Source organism: Betaproteobacteria bacterium (assembly GCA_016713305.1).
Lineage (GTDB): Bacteria > Pseudomonadota > Gammaproteobacteria > Burkholderiales.
The window spans coordinates 244,749-260,713 of sequence record JADJPK010000005.1; the positions used below are offsets into that span (position 1 = coordinate 244,749).

11 protein-coding genes and 1 pseudogene are annotated in these 15,965 nt (G+C 66.1%); 5 read left to right on the plus strand and 7 right to left on the minus strand.

Features of this window, described 5'->3' with window-relative positions; translation table 11 throughout:
- Window positions 1-168 precede the first annotated feature (168 nt).
- The 3 genes from mreD to IPK20_06090 all read right to left on the minus strand — a co-directional run bounded on the left by mreD (window position 169) and on the right by IPK20_06090 (window position 2,790).
- The gene (mreD, locus tag IPK20_06080; protein ID MBK8016322.1) at window positions 169-705 is read right to left on the minus strand and encodes a rod shape-determining protein MreD; all 537 of its coding nucleotides are present in this window, start codon (window positions 703-705) and stop codon (window positions 169-171) included.
- Window positions 702-1,634, minus strand: a complete 933-nt coding sequence (mreC, locus tag IPK20_06085; GenBank protein ID MBK8016323.1) for a rod shape-determining protein MreC — start codon at window positions 1,632-1,634, stop codon at window positions 702-704. The genes mreD and mreC overlap by 4 nt, the downstream gene beginning before the upstream one ends.
- 115 nt (window positions 1,635-1,749) lie before the next feature.
- Window positions 1,750-2,790 carry a rod shape-determining protein gene (locus tag IPK20_06090; protein ID MBK8016324.1) on the minus strand — a complete coding sequence of 347 codons (1,041 nt, stop codon included), beginning with the start codon at window positions 2,788-2,790 and terminating at the stop codon, window positions 1,750-1,752.
- Window positions 2,791-2,932: 142 nt separating this feature from the next.
- Between IPK20_06090 and gatC the strand changes: the two genes are divergently transcribed.
- The 3 genes and pseudogenes from gatC to gatB all read left to right on the plus strand — a co-directional run bounded on the left by gatC (window position 2,933) and on the right by gatB (window position 6,166).
- Window positions 2,933-3,220, plus strand: coding sequence for an Asp-tRNA(Asn)/Glu-tRNA(Gln) amidotransferase subunit GatC (gatC, locus tag IPK20_06095; protein MBK8016325.1), 288 nt, complete (start codon window positions 2,933-2,935; stop codon window positions 3,218-3,220).
- A 38-nt stretch (window positions 3,221-3,258) separates the two neighbouring features.
- A complete protein-coding gene (gene gatA, locus IPK20_06100) occupies window positions 3,259-4,728 on the plus strand; it encodes an Asp-tRNA(Asn)/Glu-tRNA(Gln) amidotransferase subunit GatA (GenBank protein ID MBK8016326.1) in 1,470 nt (489 codons plus the stop codon).
- Between the two features lies 1 nt (window position 4,729).
- Window positions 4,730-6,166 (plus strand): annotated as a pseudogene (gene gatB, locus IPK20_06105) (Asp-tRNA(Asn)/Glu-tRNA(Gln) amidotransferase subunit GatB).
- 21 nt (window positions 6,167-6,187) lie between these two features.
- Here gatB and vanZ read toward each other — a convergent pair.
- The 3 genes from vanZ to pyrE form a co-directional block, all read right to left on the minus strand.
- Window positions 6,188-10,075, minus strand: coding sequence for a VanZ family protein (vanZ, locus tag IPK20_06110; protein MBK8016327.1), 3,888 nt, complete (start codon window positions 10,073-10,075; stop codon window positions 6,188-6,190).
- Between the two features lie 122 nt (window positions 10,076-10,197).
- Window positions 10,198-10,827: a DUF4124 domain-containing protein gene (locus IPK20_06115; protein ID MBK8016328.1), complete on the minus strand. Its 630-nt coding sequence runs from the start codon at window positions 10,825-10,827 to the stop codon at window positions 10,198-10,200.
- On the minus strand, window positions 10,824-11,480 hold the full coding sequence (gene pyrE / locus IPK20_06120) for an orotate phosphoribosyltransferase (GenBank protein ID MBK8016329.1): 657 nt from the start codon (window positions 11,478-11,480) through the stop codon (window positions 10,824-10,826). The genes IPK20_06115 and pyrE overlap by 4 nt, the downstream gene beginning before the upstream one ends.
- 6 nt (window positions 11,481-11,486) lie before the next feature.
- On the opposite strand from pyrE, the gene xth reads away from it, so the two are divergent.
- Entirely contained in the window at window positions 11,487-12,257 is a 771-nt protein-coding gene (xth, locus tag IPK20_06125) for an exodeoxyribonuclease III (protein MBK8016330.1), read from the plus strand.
- A gap of 22 nt (window positions 12,258-12,279) precedes the next feature.
- Here the strand turns inward: xth and IPK20_06130 are convergent, their stop codons facing one another.
- Complete coding sequence (locus IPK20_06130) at window positions 12,280-13,158, minus strand: FecR domain-containing protein (protein ID MBK8016331.1); 879 nt, start codon at window positions 13,156-13,158, stop codon at window positions 12,280-12,282.
- Between the two features lie 179 nt (window positions 13,159-13,337).
- Between IPK20_06130 and IPK20_06135 the strand changes: the two genes are divergently transcribed.
- Window positions 13,338-15,953, plus strand: coding sequence for a leucine--tRNA ligase (locus IPK20_06135; protein MBK8016332.1), 2,616 nt, complete (start codon window positions 13,338-13,340; stop codon window positions 15,951-15,953).
- The last annotated feature ends 12 nt before the right edge of the window (window positions 15,954-15,965 follow it).

Below are 15,965 nucleotides of genomic sequence, written 5' to 3' on the forward strand. Positions count from 1 at the left end.
TTGGGCCGGCCGGTCGTGAGCCGTGCGAGCCAGGCACGCACGCGCGATTCCTCGTGACGCAGTTCGACGCCCCTTTGCTTGGGCCGGAAGCCGGCGCGGCTTCGCCCGAACTTCATCTTGGAGGGCAGGCGGAGGAGCATTCGGCGGGTGCGGCGGCTGACGTCCCGGTCAGCCGACTTCTTCCAGCTTCGTGCGCCGGCGCATGGGCACCAGAAGGATGCCCACCACCGCGGGCCAGAGGGCCGCTCCCGTGAGACTGGACACGAAATAGAGCATGTCCGGCGGATCCGCGTTGGCGATGAGCCGGATGAGCAGCTGCAGGGCCTGCTGCCCCGCGAGAATCGCCAGCACGTGCGCGATCTGATAGCTCATCGGGAACATCTGGATGCGCCGGTGCAGGAAGATGCCGGCGAAGGCGGCGACGCAGTACGAGATCGCGTGCTGGCCGAACAGGCTGGCGTCGGCCACGTCCATCAGCAGTCCCAGCACCCAGGCGGGCCACAGCCCCACGCGATGTGCCTGGAACACGCTCCAGTACAGGACGATCACGGCGACGAAGTCCGGGGTGGCGCTGGACAGCCAGCCGGGCAGGGGAATGAGATTCAGCAGCAGGGCGAGCAGCATCGTCACGATGATGTATCCGCCCCGCACCGGCAGGAGGATCTCGCCGCCGTGGATGTTGTCTCCCAGTCCGCTCAGGCTCATTGCGGGGTTTCCGTCCTTTCCTTCGGGGGGGCAGCCGGCGACGCAGGAGGCGACGCGGGCGGCGATGCAGGAGGCGATGCGAGGGTGTTCTCGGGCCGGTCCGGTCCATCGGACAGCACCGCCACCCGCGTGTAACTGGAGACTCCCGCCGCGGGAACACAGAGGATGCGCGCGAACGAGGTTGCGTTCCGCTCGATGCTGGTGACCACGGCGACCGGCAGACCGGGCGGGTAGGTCCCGTCGATGCCGGACGTCACGAACGCGTCTCCGCTCTTCACGTCGGCGTTCACGGGCATGAAGCGCAGCTCGACCATGCCCTCGGGGCCGAGGCCGAACGTGATGGAGCGGACACCGGTGCGCACGCTCTGTACCGGCACCGATTGCGACTTGTCGGTCAGCAGGGAAACCTCGGCCACGAGCGGAAAGACGCGGGTCACCTGGCCGATCACGCCCAGGTGATCCACCACGGCCTGGCCCGTCTTCACCCCATGCATCATTCCGCGGTCGATGACGACCTTGCGGGTGAACGGGTCGCGCGTCTCGTAGAGAATCTCCGCGATCGTGCGGGTGCGGCCGGGAATGGGGGGCGCGTTGACCAGGCGCCGGAGCTGCTCGTTCTCGGATTCGAGGGCACGGATGCGCTGAACGTCCGAACCGCTCAGGAGCCGTTCGCGCTTCAGTTGCTCGTTCTCGCGGTACAGCGCCGCCTGGGTCACGAAGAACTCGCCGACCCGCTTGATCAGCGTCGAGGGGACCGATGCGGCTTCCTGGAGCGGGAAAAGGACGACGGAAACGCCGGCGCGGATCTCTTCGAGGTAGCGAAAGCGGGCGTCCGCCACGAGCAGTACCAGCGAAAGGATGGCGAAGAAGGCCAGCCGTACGATCAGACTCGGGCCGCGCTTGAAGATCGGCGGCGCGGAAGCTTGCATCAGGTGACTCTAATGTCCGCGATATCCGCGTTCGCCCGGTTCGTCCGAACCGGGCCACGCGTGAAGGTGCCGGCCCCCGGCCACCCGGAGCCGGCGGAAGGGCCGGTCACCCGGTTCAGTCGTTCGTGAAGATGCTCGTCCACTTGTCCATGTGTTCGAGCGCCTTGCCGGACCCCCGGACCACGCAGGTGAGCGGGTCGTCGGCGACGATCACGGGCAGGCCGGTCTCCTCCATGAGCAGACGGTCGATCTCCCGCAGCAGCGCACCGCCGCCGGTGAGCACCATGCCGCGGTCGGCGATGTCGGCGCCCAGTTCGGGCGGCGTCTGCTCCAGCGCGGACTTCACCGCGCTGACGATGGAATTGAGCGGGTCGGTGAGCGCCTCGAGAATCTCGTTCGACGAGATCGTGAAGCTGCGCGGAATGCCCTCGGCCAGATTGCGTCCCTTGACTTCCTTCTCGCGGACTTCCGACCCCGGGAACGCCGAACCGATTTCCTTCTTGATCTCCTCGGCGGTCGTCTCGCCGATCAGCATGCCGTAGTTGCGGCGGATGTAGTTGATGATCGCCTCGTCGAACTTGTCCCCGCCGACCCGCACCGAGGCGGAGTAGACGATGCCGCCGAGCGATATGACACCGACCTCGGTGGTGCCACCGCCGATGTCGACGACCATGGAGCCGGTGGCCTCGTTCACGGGGAGCCCGGCACCGATGGCGGCCGCCATGGGCTCCTCGATGAGTTCGACCTTGCGGGCGCCCGCGCCGAAGGCGGACTCCTTGATGGCGCGCCGCTCCACCTGCGTGGAACCGCAGGGGACGCAGATGACGATCCGGGGCTGCGGACTGAACAGGCGGGCGTCGTGCACCTTCTTGATGAACTGCTTGAGCATCTGCTCCGTGACCGTGAAGTCGGCGATGACACCGTCCTTCATGGGCCGGATGGCGGTGATGTTGCCGGGGGTCCTGCCCAGCATCTGCTTCGCCATCAGGCCGACCTGCTCGATCACCTTCTTGCCGTTCGGCCCGTCCTGGCGGATGGCAACGACCGAAGGCTCGTCCAGCACGATGCCCTGGCCACGCACGTAGATGAGCGTGTTGGCAGTGCCGAGGTCGATGGCCAAATCATTGGAAAAGTAACCACTTAGAAAACCGAACATGCGAGAGTGCCCCGTGGGAGGACTTAGATTGTCGGGAATGCGGCGGGTGGTGCCGAAATGGGGCGATATGGTACCTTACGAGGCTTGATTGACAAAGGCGTTTCGTCACCGATTCGTCGAATTTCCAAGGGCAAAAACCTCCATGGCATTGACGCTCGAAGATGTCGCACGCATTGCGCATCTTGCCCGAATCCACATCTCTCAGGCAGAGGCGGAGCGCACGCTTTCGCAACTGAACGACATCTTCGCCATGATCGAGCAGATGCAGGCCGTGGACACGTCGGGCGTCGAGCCCATGGCACACCCGCTCGGCGGCGCCCAGCGCCTGCGGGACGACCGCGTGACCGAGGATGTGGACCGTGCCGCGCACATGCGAAACGCGCCGGAGCAGCAGGAGGGTCTGTTCCTCGTTCCCCGCGTGGTCGAATGACCCGCCCGCTCCGCCTTCATCCGTAGCAAGGACACTCCGTGACCCAGTTGCACCTCGCGCCGGTGGCCGAACTCGGCCGCCTGCTGGCCCGCCGGGAAGTCTCCTCGGTGGAACTCACCCGGCTCTTTCTCGACCGGATTGACCGTCACCGCGACCTCAACGCCTTTCTCGACGTGCGCCCCGAGGTGAGCCTGCGCCAGGCCGAAGTGGCCGACCGCCGTCTGGCCGCCGGCGAATCGGCGCCGCTGCTGGGAGTGCCGCTGGGCCACAAGGACATATTCGTGACGCGCGGGTGGGCCAGCACCGCCTCCAGCCGGATGCTCGAGGGTTACATGAGCCCGTTCGACGCCACCGTTGTCGAGCAGCTCGAGCGCGCGGGCATGGTGTGTCTGGGCAAGCTCAACTGCGACGAGTTCGCCATGGGCTCGTCCAACGAGCACAGTGCCTATGGACCCGTGCTGAATCCGTGGGACAAGGGCGCGGTCCCGGGAGGCAGTTCCGGCGGTTCTTCCGCGGCGGTCGCTGCGCGGATCGCGCCGGTGGCCACGGCGACGGACACGGGTGGCTCCATCCGCGAACCGGCCGCGTTCACGGGTATCACGGGCACGAAACCCACCTACGGCCGTCCCTCCCGCTGGGGCATGATCGCTTTCGCGTCGAGTCTGGACACGGCGGGCCTGATGACAGTATCCGCCGAGGACGCCGCCCTGGTCCTCTCGGCCATGCTGGGCTACGACCCGCGTGACTCCACCAGCGTGGACAGGCCGGCGGAGGACTGCGCGCGACTCCTCGACGCCCCGGTGAGGGGGGTGCGCATCGGCGTCCCCAGGGAATTCTTCGGCAAGGGGCTCGCTCCGGACGTGGAATCCGCGATCCGCGCGGCGCTCGCCACGTACGAGAAGCTGGGTGCGACGCTCGTCGACATCTCGCTGCCCAATGCGCATCTGGGCATTCCTGTCTATTACGTGGTCGCTCCGGCGGAATGTTCGAGCAATCTGAGCCGGTTCGACGGCGTGCGTTACGGGCACAGGGCCAAGGACTACGGCGACCTGACGGACATGATCAAGCGTTCGCGGGCGGAAGGACTGGGGCCCGAGCCGAAGCGCAGGATCCTCGTGGGAGCCTACGTGCTTTCGCACGGCTACTACGATGCGTACTACCTCAAGGCGCAGAAGGTGAGGCGGCTGATCGCCGACGAGTTCCAGCGCGCCTTCGCGCAGTGCGACGTCATTGCCGGACCGGTCACGACCAGTGTCGCTTTCGGATTCGGGGAGAAGGCTGCCGACCCGGTATCCATGTACCTGGCCGATCTCTATACGGTGCCGGGCAGCCTGGCCGGCATTCCCAGCATGAGTATCCCCTGCGGCTTCGGCGACAAGGGCAGGCCCGTGGGACTGCAGCTGATGGCCAACTACTTCGACGAGGCGCGCATGCTGGGCGTCGCCCATCAGTACCAGTGTGCGACCGACTGGCACCGGCGCGTGCCTGCCGGTTTCGGCGAGGCATGAGATGAACGCCATGTGGGAAGTCGTGATCGGGCTCGAGACTCACGCCCAGCTGTCGACGCAATCGAAGATCTTCTCGGGAGCCTCCACCGCTTTCGGGGCCGAGCCCAATGCGCAGGCGTGCGCCGTGGACCTGGCCCTGCCCGGGGTTCTCCCGGTGCTCAACCGCGGGGCCGTCGAGCGCGCCATCCGGTTCGGCCTCGCAGTGGGGGCGACGGTGAACCGCCGTTCCATCTTCGCGCGCAAGAATTACTTCTACCCGGATCTGCCCAAAGGCTATCAGATCAGCCAGTACGAGATACCCGTCGTGCTCGGCGGACACCTCGACATTCGAGTCGGGGATGCGGCCAAGCGCGTGCGGCTGACGCGGCGCATCTGGAGGAGGATGCCGGCAAGTCCCTGCACGAAGATTTCCACGGCATGAGCGGCATCGATCTCAACCGCGCGGGAACGCCGCTGCTGGAGATCGTCACGGAACCGGACATGCGCTCTTCCGCCGAGGCGGTGGCCTACGCAAGAGCCTTGCACTCGCTCGTGCGATGGATCGGGATCTGCGACGGCAACATGCAGGAAGGGTCGTTCCGCTGCGACGCGAACGTGTCGGTGAGGCGCAAGGGCGAAGAGCGCTTCGGTACGCGCTGCGAGATCAAGAACCTCAATTCCTTCCGTTTCCTGGAGCAGGCCATCGAGTACGAGATGGCGAGACAGATCGAGGTCCTGGAGGACGGCGGCACCATCTCCCAGGAAACGCGCCTGTACGATCCCGACCGCAACGAGACGCGGGCCATGCGCTCGAAGGAAGACGCGCAGGACTACCGGTATTTCCCCGATCCCGATCTTCTGCCGCTCGAGATCGACGAAGCGTGGGTGGCCTCCGTCCACGATGCGATGCCCGAACTGCCAGGAGCCAGGCGCGCGCGTTTCTCCAGTGCCTACCAGTTGTCCGAGTACGACGCCGCCACTCTGACGGCCAGCCGGGAAATGGCCGATTACTACGAGGCGCTCGTGACGGCCCTGCCGGCGGAACCCAAGCTCTGCGCGAACTGGCTGATGGGCGAGATGGCCGCACGGCTCAACAGGGAACAGATCGACCTTGCCCAGGCGCCCGTGAGCGCGGCGCGACTGGCAGCGCTGCTGCGGCGGATCGCCGACGGCACGCTGTCCGGCAAGCTCGCCCGCGAAGTCTTCGATGCGCTGTGGGCCGGCGAAGGCGAGGCCGATCAGATCATCGAGCAGCGGGGGCTCAGGCAGATCTCCGATTCCGGAGAACTCGAGCGCATCGTCGATGAGGTGCTTGCGGCGAATCCCAAGTCCGTGGAGGAGTTCCGGGCGGGCAAGGAGAAGGCGTTCAACGCCCTCGTGGGCCAGGTGATGAAGGCCACCAGGGGCAAAGGCCAATCCGCAGCAGGTCAACGATCTGCTGCGCAAGCGGCTGGGATAGACGTCCGGACTCCGACGGCGGTCAGCGGCCGTTGGTGGCTGTCCTGCGGTTGGCGAAGAGCACGAAGAAGGGCCGCTGGGCGAATGCGACGGCGCCCACGGCGGCCAGATAGGCAACCGCGAATCGGGCGATCAGGCCGGAACCCGTGGCCAGGTGCGACCGGTCGATGCTGAGCAGGAACTGCATCGCGGAGAAGCTCTGCCCGTACTTGAACACGTGCGATTCGGTTCCCGCGTGGATCAGCCCGAATGCCGCAAGACCTCCCGCCGCCAGGGCGATCAGCACCTCGTGCCCGCGCGTTCCGGCCCTGGCAGCGAACGAAGCCAATGCACTGCCCGCCAGGCACACGGCCAGCCCGGCCAGAAACAGCGACGCGAAGGCCCAAAGGCTTCCGCCCTGTGCGAGCAGTTCCGTGATGTTGTCGGTGGCCGCTTCCGTCACCATGACCCAGTGGCCGATCCCCAGAACGGCGAGCGTCGTCAGCAGCCAGGTGCGAATGCCGCTCCTGGCGGCTTCCCCCGCCAGTTTTCTGGTCAGCAGCGCACCGCCGGTGAGGGCCATCGAGGCGAGTGCGAAGACGGCGGAGAGGCGCACCACATCCTCCGTGCGGCCGGGCCAGTCGAAGATGGGCGAGCCGACGATGTCGTGGACACTCTCGGAGGGCACCGCCAGCGTGACGAGAAGCGATGTGACGAAGGCGTGCGCTGCCACGGCAGGCAGATACGCAATCTTGGCCGTATTCGAACGCAGGAGCGGAGCGAGTCCGGCCGGCACGCCCGCCAGCCAGAACCAGAAGATGGCCAGCAACGCTGCCGACATGAGGGGACTGCCGGCATACAGGAGTTCCCGGACGTTGTAGGGCAGCCCTGGAATGTGGGGGAGCGAAACGGCGACGAGGCCCACGGCCGCCATGCCTGCCGCGGCACCCCAGGCGAAGCCGGCCACGTCCAGTCCCGCGTGCGGTGAGCCTGCCGCGATCGGGTCGTCGCGGACGGATGCTGGTCGGGAGGCATTCTGCGGACGGAGCGCCGGGGCGATTTCGCGTGCCGGTTCCCTTGCCGCTGCGGTGATCCGCGTGGTGGCCCGTTCTGCCGCCGGCACGAGCAACGCCAGGCCCAAGGTCATGAAGAACGCGAGCGTCATGCGCGGAGCTTCGAAGAGAGAATCGACGCCGCCCACGGTGATGAAGCCCGCCATTCCCGCGATCATCGCAAGCAGCAGCGGATCGCCGGTCCCGAGAAAGCGTTTCGCCAGCACGAACAGGGTGTGTCCGAAAAGCAGGATGAAGGCGACGAGTCCCAGCCACCCCTGTTCGAAGAGGAATGAGATCCAGATGTTCTTGATGTGCCAGGGCAGGTGATCGAACACCCAGGGAAACCACCGGTCGGCTCCCTGGGCGAACGTTCCGTTCGCGACCAGATCGGCGCCATCCGGCGCTTCCAACCGCACTTCACGGATCTCTGCGAGGCTGCCGGGCCCGGCGTTCTCCAGGGAGAGCGTGACCGGCCGGCCGAGGCGTTCCGGCCACTTCATCTCCAGCACCGAACGATAGGACTTCCAGTCGCCGTTCAGACCGAACGTGGCGGATGCGCAACCGAAGGAGTCGAAGAAGTTCCGCTCGCACAGCAGCACGTTCAGCACGGCGGCTCCGGTGATGCCTCGTGCGACGACGTCGAGCCTGTAGGGCGTGTCGTGCCGCGCCGGCACCTTCTGTTCCATGTAGATCGGAGTGCCTGCGCCGAGCGCCAGCACGGGATTCCCCTCACGATTCTGGAAGCTGTAGGAGCCCGGCCGCCGCTCGGCCGGGCTGCGGTAGAAATAGCTCACGGGAAAGCGGCCCAGTCCCATGCCGGTCAACGCGCTCAGGGCATCGGTGTCGCGGATCTCCAGCACATGCCGCCAGTGATCGAATCGCACCCCTGCATCCTGCCGGCTCGATTCCATGCGCGACTGCGCGAACGAGCCCGTCAGCACGGGGATCGCGACGATGGCCGCGACGAGGCTCGCGGTGACGGCCAATGGAAGTGTGGCGCTTTCGCGGGCCCCGTTACGCCGCGCGAGCCATCCGGCCAGAAGGACGGCAAGCGCGATCACGAGCCCGATGTATCCGCCCCGCGCGAACGTCACTGCAAGCGCATAGGCCGCGGCACCGAACATGACCGTCCGCCAGAGGGCACCCTGCCAGCCGAGGCGGCCCCTGCTCATCACGAGCACGAAAGGTATCGTCAGCACGAGATAGGCTTCCACGTGCGACCCTCCCGTGTGCATGCTCGACATGTAACCGGACACACGGAAATCCCGCGAGAAATCGCCCAGCCCCGAAAAGACGATCCGTTCCCAGAGGATGGCGAGAATCTCCGCCGCGAGTCCCAGGAGCATGCCCATCCACCACAACCGGCCGACGGGCGTTCGCGACGGAGCCGGTGTCGCCACCAGGGGAAACAGCGCCACGGCCCACGCATATCCCTTCAGGACCCGCAGCGCGTTGTAGGGGCTGTAGTAGTGGCTGAACGCGTTCGCGTCGAGGGGGCCGGGGGGAAGCAGGGCGACCGCCGCACTGACGGCGAGCGATGCACCGAATATCAGCAGCAGGACCGTGCTGGCTCGCGGCAATGCCGCCAGGGAACCTGACCGGGTTGCGAGACGCCAGTATCCGACGGCCAGGGTGAGCAGCACGGCGGCATCGAACTCGTCCAGGAAGAACCGTCCCGACCATTGCGCCAGGTCGAATACCGGCAGCAGCGCCGGCACCACCAGCAGCCAGGCGTTGGGATATCTCCACAGCAAGACGGCGTAGATCAGTGCCCCGGTCAGAAGAGCGGGGCGGGCGATCGGGAATGTCCCGATCACATAGGCACTGGCTGCCAGCGCGACCAATCCCAGCGCGCGCCAGGTCCAGCGGATTTCGGTCCGCACTTCCACCGGCGGCACGGCCTCGCTGCCGGATACGCGGGCGCGGCTCAGGAACCAGGCCGCACATCCGCCGAGGGTCCCACCGGCAAGGGCGAGAAGCAGGTTGCCAGCGTCGGGTTGACGACCCGCGATGAAGAGCTTTCCCGCCTCCAGTCCCAACGAGGCCAGGGCGGAGATGGCCCAGGCCCGGCGCATGAGGCCACGCCCGGACGCGGGTGCCCAGCGAAGCAGCCAGGCGAAAATACCCATGGGTATGAAGGCAACCACGACGATCGTGGCGCTGCGAATGGCGAAGAGCGTGTCGGCAAAATACGCGCGCTGGAACGGCAGGAGCGGCATGCCGCCCAGTCGTGCCAGTGCGGCATCCGGCGCGAGCCACTCCCTCGAGATCCAGCCGCTTCCCCAACTCAGCAGCAGGAGATAGGGAACCACGGCCACCATCAGGACCGCACGAAGCAGCGGAAACGGCCCGTACGTCCTGGCGGCGGAACGCCGGACGAGCGCCGCAAGTCCGGCAAGTCCGGGCCCGGCCACGGGTGCAAGCAGGGCGCCGATGCCGGCGCCCAGCGCATTGGCCACGATGTCGCGGAACAACGGCGTCCGGCTGGACAGGAACATCTGTGCGAATTCGATGCACGCGCTCAGCCCGATGCAGGCGATCACCACCGCCAGCGAACCTGCAAACCGCGCCCAGTGGCGGCGCAAGGGAAGGGCGCACAAGGCCAGAAGGGCCAGAGGCACGTACAAGGCGATGTTGAGCCCCCAGTCCGACCAGGAAACCAGGCTGGAAGTCTCCTGCGAGAGCCGGGTGAAGGCGGCCCATGCCTCCGGAGCGGAACGCGGTTGCAGATCGAAGGGCAGCAGACTGCCGTAGATCAGCAGCGCCAGATACGCCAGGGCCGGCCAGGCGGGAACGGTTCGATCGTGTGGAAGGGGGGCTGAAGGGGCATCACGGTCCCCCAACCGCGCGCGGTGATCCTGGGCCGCCGACGTCATCGAAGATGCGCCGGATGCCGCTCCGCATCCGGACGACGGACTGCGGTCATCGCGCGTTGCGCGCCGCTGGCGTGCGGACCGATGTCTGGAAAATCATGAAGATGAGACGCCGCAACCGTGTCTCACCTTCGGGTTCCTGCCATCAGTTCCTTGAAACGTGTCCTGTCGTAGTCGTACTTCTGCTGGAGGTTGGCGATCTCCGCTTCCTTGAGTTTCAGTTCGCCGGCGATCTTTGCGGTGTCCTGCTCCGATGTCGTCAGTTCCTCCCGGACGGCCTCCGGCACCGGCTTTCCGGTCTTCACAAGACCGTCGACCTGCTTCCTCAGTCCTGTCGACCGGGACAGTGCCGTCTTGTATCGCGCCTCGATCGCCTGCTTGGCCTGCGTGGCCCCCGCGATCGCGCGGACCCGCGCATCATCGATCTCCGACTCGGTGGTGTAGGTGTTGAGCAGCGCGTTGTCCCGGCGCCGCTGTTCCTCGACCTGCTTTTCCTCGGACTTCCTGCGAATCCGTTCTTCCTGGATCGCCTGGACCTGGTCCTTGGTGAGCGCCGCTTCGTTCTGCTTGAGGACCCGCCCCTTCTTGTCGATTTCGGTCGAACTACGGTCCTTCTGGTCCGCCGGTATGGTTTCCGAATAGTGGGTGATGCCCTTGTCGTCCACCCACTTGTATAGCTTGCCGGCGTGGGCCGCCCCTGCCCCCAGGAGGAGGCCGGTGGCCGCGGCGCCGGCGAGATACCGCACTGTCTTCATGGTGTCGTGACTCCGTAGTGCCGACGATATTCCTCGACGGCATGCAACGAGGCTGCCAGTTCGGGGCGTCGGGCCAGATACGCGAGGACGTCGTCGAGCGTCGAGATGCTCAGCACCGGGATGCCGTAGTTCTCTCCCACTTCCTGAACTGCGGACAGGGTTCCCTGGCCACGTTCCTGCCGGTCAAGGGCGATCACGACGCCGGCAGGCTCCGCGCCCGCCTGGCGAATGATCTCGACCGACTCTCGCACCGAGGTCCCCGCCGAGATCACGTCATCGACCACAATGACCTTTCCCTTGAGGGGTGCGCCGATCACGGTCCCCCCTTCGCCGTGATCCTTCGCCTCCTTGCGGTTGAAGGCGAACGGCACGTTGCGGCCCGCGTCCGCCAGGGCCGCAGCGGTGGCCGCGACCAGCGGGATGCCCTTGTAGGCGGGGCCGAACAGCATGTCGAAGGCCACCCCGGAGCCCTGCAGGGTCATCGCGTAGAATCGGCCGAGTTGACGCAGGCTCTCGCCGTCGTTGAACAGACCGGCATTGAAGAAGTAGGGCGAAAGCCGGCCCGCCTTGGTCTTGAACTCTCCGAACAGCAGCACGCCCTTCGCGATCGCGAAGCGCACGAATTCCTCCCGATACCCCTCTTCCTGTCTCATGACATCATGCTGCGAATAGTGACGCTCAATCTTAACGGTATCCGTTCGGCGACGAAAAAGGGTTTTCTCCGCTGGCTGGAGGGGCACGGGGCCGATGTCGTCTGCGTGCAGGAACTGAAGGCGCACGAAACAGACATGGACGAGTCGATGCGCTTTCCCGCCGGGATGACCGGCGTGTTTCATCCGGCGCAACGGCGGGGCTACAGCGGCGTCGCGGTGTACTGCCGCCGGCAGCCGGACCGGATCGTGACCGGTCTGGGGATCGAGGACATCGACGCCGAAGGCCGCTTCCTGCAGGTCGATTTCGGCGAGCTGTCGGTCGTCTCTCTCTACCTCCCCTCGGGTTCCAGCTCGGAAGAGCGGCTGGCCGCGAAGTTCTCGTTCATGGAACGTTTCATCGGCCGGCTGGACGAACTGGCCCGCAGCGGGCGCCACGTGGTGATCTGCGGCGACTGGAACATCGCCCACAAGGAAATCGATCTCAGGAACTGGCGGTCGAACCAGCGAAATCCCGGATTTCTCCCCGAGGAACGCGCGTGGCTCTCGGGGGTCATCGACGTGCTGGGCTTTGTCGATGTGTTTCGCCGGCTGGACGACCGTCCGGAGCAATACACCTGGTGGTCCAACCGGGGACAGGCGTGGGCCAAGAACGTGGGCTGGCGGCTGGACTACCAGCTCGCGACGCCGGCGTTCGCCAGCCGTGCACGAGCGGTGGCGATCTACAAGGCCGAACGGTTCTCCGACCACGCGCCGCTCACCATCGACTACGACTGGTGACGTTCTCCGCGCGGCCGCGCGCCTACTTTGAAACGCGGGCGCCGGTCACGCCGAGCGTGGCTTCGACGTGCGCCGCCACGGACCTGGCATCCGCCTCGGTGGCGAGCCCGGCGATCCTCACCCTGTAGACGGGGGTCTGCCGCGATCCCGAAGGTTCGATGACCGCTGCGAAGCCGGCATCCCTCAGCCTGTCCCACGACTGGAGGGCCGCGCCGGAATCCTCCGTCGATGCGACGGTGACTTTCCATGGGCCGCGACGAGTCTGCGCCCCCGAACCGCCGCCGATCTCCGTTTCTCTCGCGTATGTCTCCAGTTCAGCCGGAGTGATCCTGCTGATGCCTGCCGCACCGTCCTTGCGGGGCCCATCGAACGCGGTGAGTGGCACGTCCATCCGCACCGGCGCGGATCCGTCTCCACGGACGTCGATGGCTCCCTCGATCAGGACGATGAACTCGCGGTCGGCGGAAGCCTTGCCCCATAGATCGGTGCCCCGGATGCCCGCCGTCACGGTCGGCAGCCGGATGGTGATGTCTCGCGTTGTCGTCTTCCTGGCCAGCGCCGAGGTGGTGAAGCGGAACGCGCCCGTCAGCACGCGCATCGTCGCAGTGAGGAGTGGCGTGCCCGAAGTCTTCCACTCCGACTGGGCGACGAAGAACCGGGACTGGCTGCCCAGCTTCACCACGCTGTCGTCGGGAAGACGAAGCTCGGCGCGGCTTCCTTCCCCTGTCTGCAGGACTTCGCCGGTCCGAAGCCGCGTACCGGGAGCGACGGGAAGCTTCGCGCCGTCCCGTATGACCCATGCAGGCGAGACGACCCGTTCGACCGTCGCATCGTGGACGTCGGCGGCCAGGGCGGCGAGCGCGGGAAGGAATGCAGCAATGAAGACGAGCGGATATCTCATGAACGGTCCTCGGGATGCACGGTGATCCCCGGCTCCTTGTACGTGCCGGAAGGCGCGGCGGATGGACAGGGGCCCGGGCGGCGCGACGGAAAGCCGGTCAGCAGCGGGTCAGGAAGGGTGTTCCTTCTCTATAATCCCCTGCTTTTCACGGTGAGACAACACCGCAACCGGCCGCCAGAATGGATCCCCAATTCCGTCCCACCGAAGTCGAACGTGCAGTACAGCAGGCATGGAACGCGACCCACGCTTTCCGCGCCGTCGAGATCCCCGGCAAGCCCAAGTACTACTGCCTCTCCATGTTTCCCTACCCTTCGGGAAAGCTGCACATGGGACACGTGCGCAACTACACGATCGGCGATGTGCTGACCCGTTATCACCGCATGCGCGGCTACAACGTGCTGCAGCCGATGGGATGGGATGCCTTCGGTCTGCCCGCGGAGAACGCCGCCATGGCCAACGGCGTGCCTCCGGCCCGCTGGACGTACGACAACATCGCGTACATGAAGAAGCAGCTTCAGTCGCTGGGTTTCGCCATCGACTGGGAGCGCGAGCTGGCGACCTGCAAGCCCGACTACTACCGCTGGAACCAGTGGCTCTTCCTGCGGATGCTGGAAAAGGGCATCGTGTACCAGAAGACGGGCGTGGTGAACGGGGACCCGGTCGACCAGACGGTGCTGGCCAACGAGCAGGTGATCGACGGGCGTGGCTGGCGCACGGGCGCTGTCGTGGAGAAGCGCGAGATCCCCATGTACTACATGCGGATCACGGCGTTTGCGGACGAACTCCTGACCGCGCTCGACGGCATGTCCGGCTGGCCGGAGCGCGTGCGTCTCATGCAGGCCAACTGGATCGGCAAGAGCCAGGGCGTGCGATTCGCGTTCCCGTACGAGCTGGACGGAGAGCGCGGAAAGTTGTGGGTCTTCACGACGCGGGCGGACACGATCATGGGTGTGACGTTCTGCGCTGTCGCCGCCGAGCATCCGCTCGCTGCGCGGGCTGCCCGGGACAATCCCGCGCTCGCCGCGTTCATCGAGGAATGCAAGCAGGGCTCCGTGATGGAAGCCGATCTTGCGACCATGGAAAAGAAGGGCATGCCCACGGGCATCTCGGTGACGCATCCGCTCACCGGCGAAACGGTCGAAGTCTGGGTGGGCAACTACGTCCTCATGGGGTACGGCGAAGGCGCGGTGATGGCAGTGCCCGGGCACGACGAGCGGGATTTCCACTTCGCGAAGAAATACGGTCTGCCGATAAAGCAGGTCGTCGCGGTGGGTGATGCCGCTTTCTCCACCGACGCCTGGCAGGAGTGGTACGCGGAAAAGGACGGCGCGCGTTGCGTGAACTCCGGCAAGTACGACGGCCTTCCCTATCGCGAGGCCGTCGATGCCATTGCCGCCGATCTGAACGGGCTGGATCTGGGAGAGAAACAGACGACATGGCGCCTGCGTGACTGGGGCATCTCGCGCCAGCGGTATTGGGGGACACCGATCCCCCTCATTCATTGCGATGCGTGCGGCACCGTGCCGGTGCCCGACGATCAGCTGCCTGTCGTGCTGCCCGAGGACTGCGTGCCGGACGGTTCGGGCAACCCCCTGAACAAGCGCGAGTCGTTCCTCAAAGTGAATTGCCCGAAGTGCGGGAAGGCGGCACGGCGCGAGACGGACACCATGGATACGTTCGTGGATTCGTCCTGGTACTACCTGCGCTACGCCTGTCCGGACAACCCGGCGGCCATGGTGGACCAACGGGTCAACTACTGGCTGCCCGTCGACCAGTACATCGGCGGCATCGAGCACGCGATCCTGCACCTGCTCTACTCGCGCTTCTGGACGAAGGTGATGCGCGACCTCGGCCTGCTCGCCATGGACGAGCCTTTCACCAATCTGCTGACGCAGGGCATGGTGCTGAACGAGATCTTCTTCCGCAAGGGCGGGACCGGCCGGATCCAGTATTTCAATCCGGCAGATGTCGAGGTGCGCACGGACGACAAGGGGGTGCGTCTCGGCACAGTGCTGAAGTCGGACGGCGAGCCCGTGGAATCGGGCGGTATCGGCACCATGTCGAAGTCCAAGAACAACGGGGTCGATCCGCAGGCGCTCATCGAGAAATACGGCGCCGACACGGCACGCTTCTTCATGATGTTCACCAGCCCGCCGGAACAGACGCTCGAGTGGTCCGATTCGGGCGTCGACGGCTCTTACCGGTTCCTGAAGCGTCTGTGGGCCTTCGCTCACCGCTATGCGGAGTCCATTCGTGCGGCGCTGCCCGAACCTCGCACGCTCGCAGAGCTCAAGCCGGCCCCCGGGCTGGCGGAGGCTCGGCGGGAAGTGCACGCGAACCTCAAGCAGGCGACGTTCGACATGCAGCGCAACCAGTTCAACACCGTCGCCTCGGCGTGCATGAAGATCCTGAATGCGCTCGAGCGGGCTCCCGCGGACGACACGGCATCCCACGCGCAGGTCGCCGAGGAGGGGTTGTCCATCCTGCTCCGCCTGCAGTCGCCCGTGACACCTCACGTGTGCCAGTACCTCTGGAAGGAACTCGGATTCGGCGAGGATCTGCTGAGTGCCGGCTGGCCCGAGCCTCTGGAGGCAGCGCTCGCTCAGGATGAGGTCGAGCTGGTGCTGCAGGTGAACGGCAAGCTGCGGGGAAGCATGCGTGTGGCCAAGGACGCCGATCGCGCCGCCATAGAACGGCTGGCCCTGGACAGCCCCCAAGTGCGCAAGTTCACCGAAGGGCAGACTCCCAGGAAAGTGATCGTCGTGCCGGGCCGGCTGGTCAACGTGGTGGTCTGAGCTCCGGGAGCG

Bases quoted from the DNA above. Each gene is read 5' to 3' on its own strand.
- mreD (MBK8016322.1), bottom strand. From the start codon at position 705: ATGAGCCTGAGCGGACTGGGAGACAACATCCACGGCGGCGAGATCCTC.
- mreC (MBK8016323.1), bottom strand. From the start codon at position 1,634: ATGCAAGCTTCCGCGCCGCCGATCTTCAAGCGCGGCCCGAGTCTGATC.
- IPK20_06090 (MBK8016324.1), bottom strand. From the start codon at position 2,790: ATGTTCGGTTTTCTAAGTGGTTACTTTTCCAATGATTTGGCCATCGAC.
- gatC (MBK8016325.1), top strand. From the start codon at position 2,933: ATGGCATTGACGCTCGAAGATGTCGCACGCATTGCGCATCTTGCCCGA.
- vanZ (MBK8016327.1), bottom strand. From the start codon at position 10,075: ATGACGTCGGCGGCCCAGGATCACCGCGCGCGGTTGGGGGACCGTGAT.
- IPK20_06115 (MBK8016328.1), bottom strand. From the start codon at position 10,827: ATGAAGACAGTGCGGTATCTCGCCGGCGCCGCGGCCACCGGCCTCCTC.
- pyrE (MBK8016329.1), bottom strand. From the start codon at position 11,480: ATGAGACAGGAAGAGGGGTATCGGGAGGAATTCGTGCGCTTCGCGATC.
- xth (MBK8016330.1), top strand. From the start codon at position 11,487: ATGCTGCGAATAGTGACGCTCAATCTTAACGGTATCCGTTCGGCGACG.
- IPK20_06130 (MBK8016331.1), bottom strand. From the start codon at position 13,158: ATGAGATATCCGCTCGTCTTCATTGCTGCATTCCTTCCCGCGCTCGCC.
- IPK20_06135 (MBK8016332.1), top strand. From the start codon at position 13,338: ATGGATCCCCAATTCCGTCCCACCGAAGTCGAACGTGCAGTACAGCAG.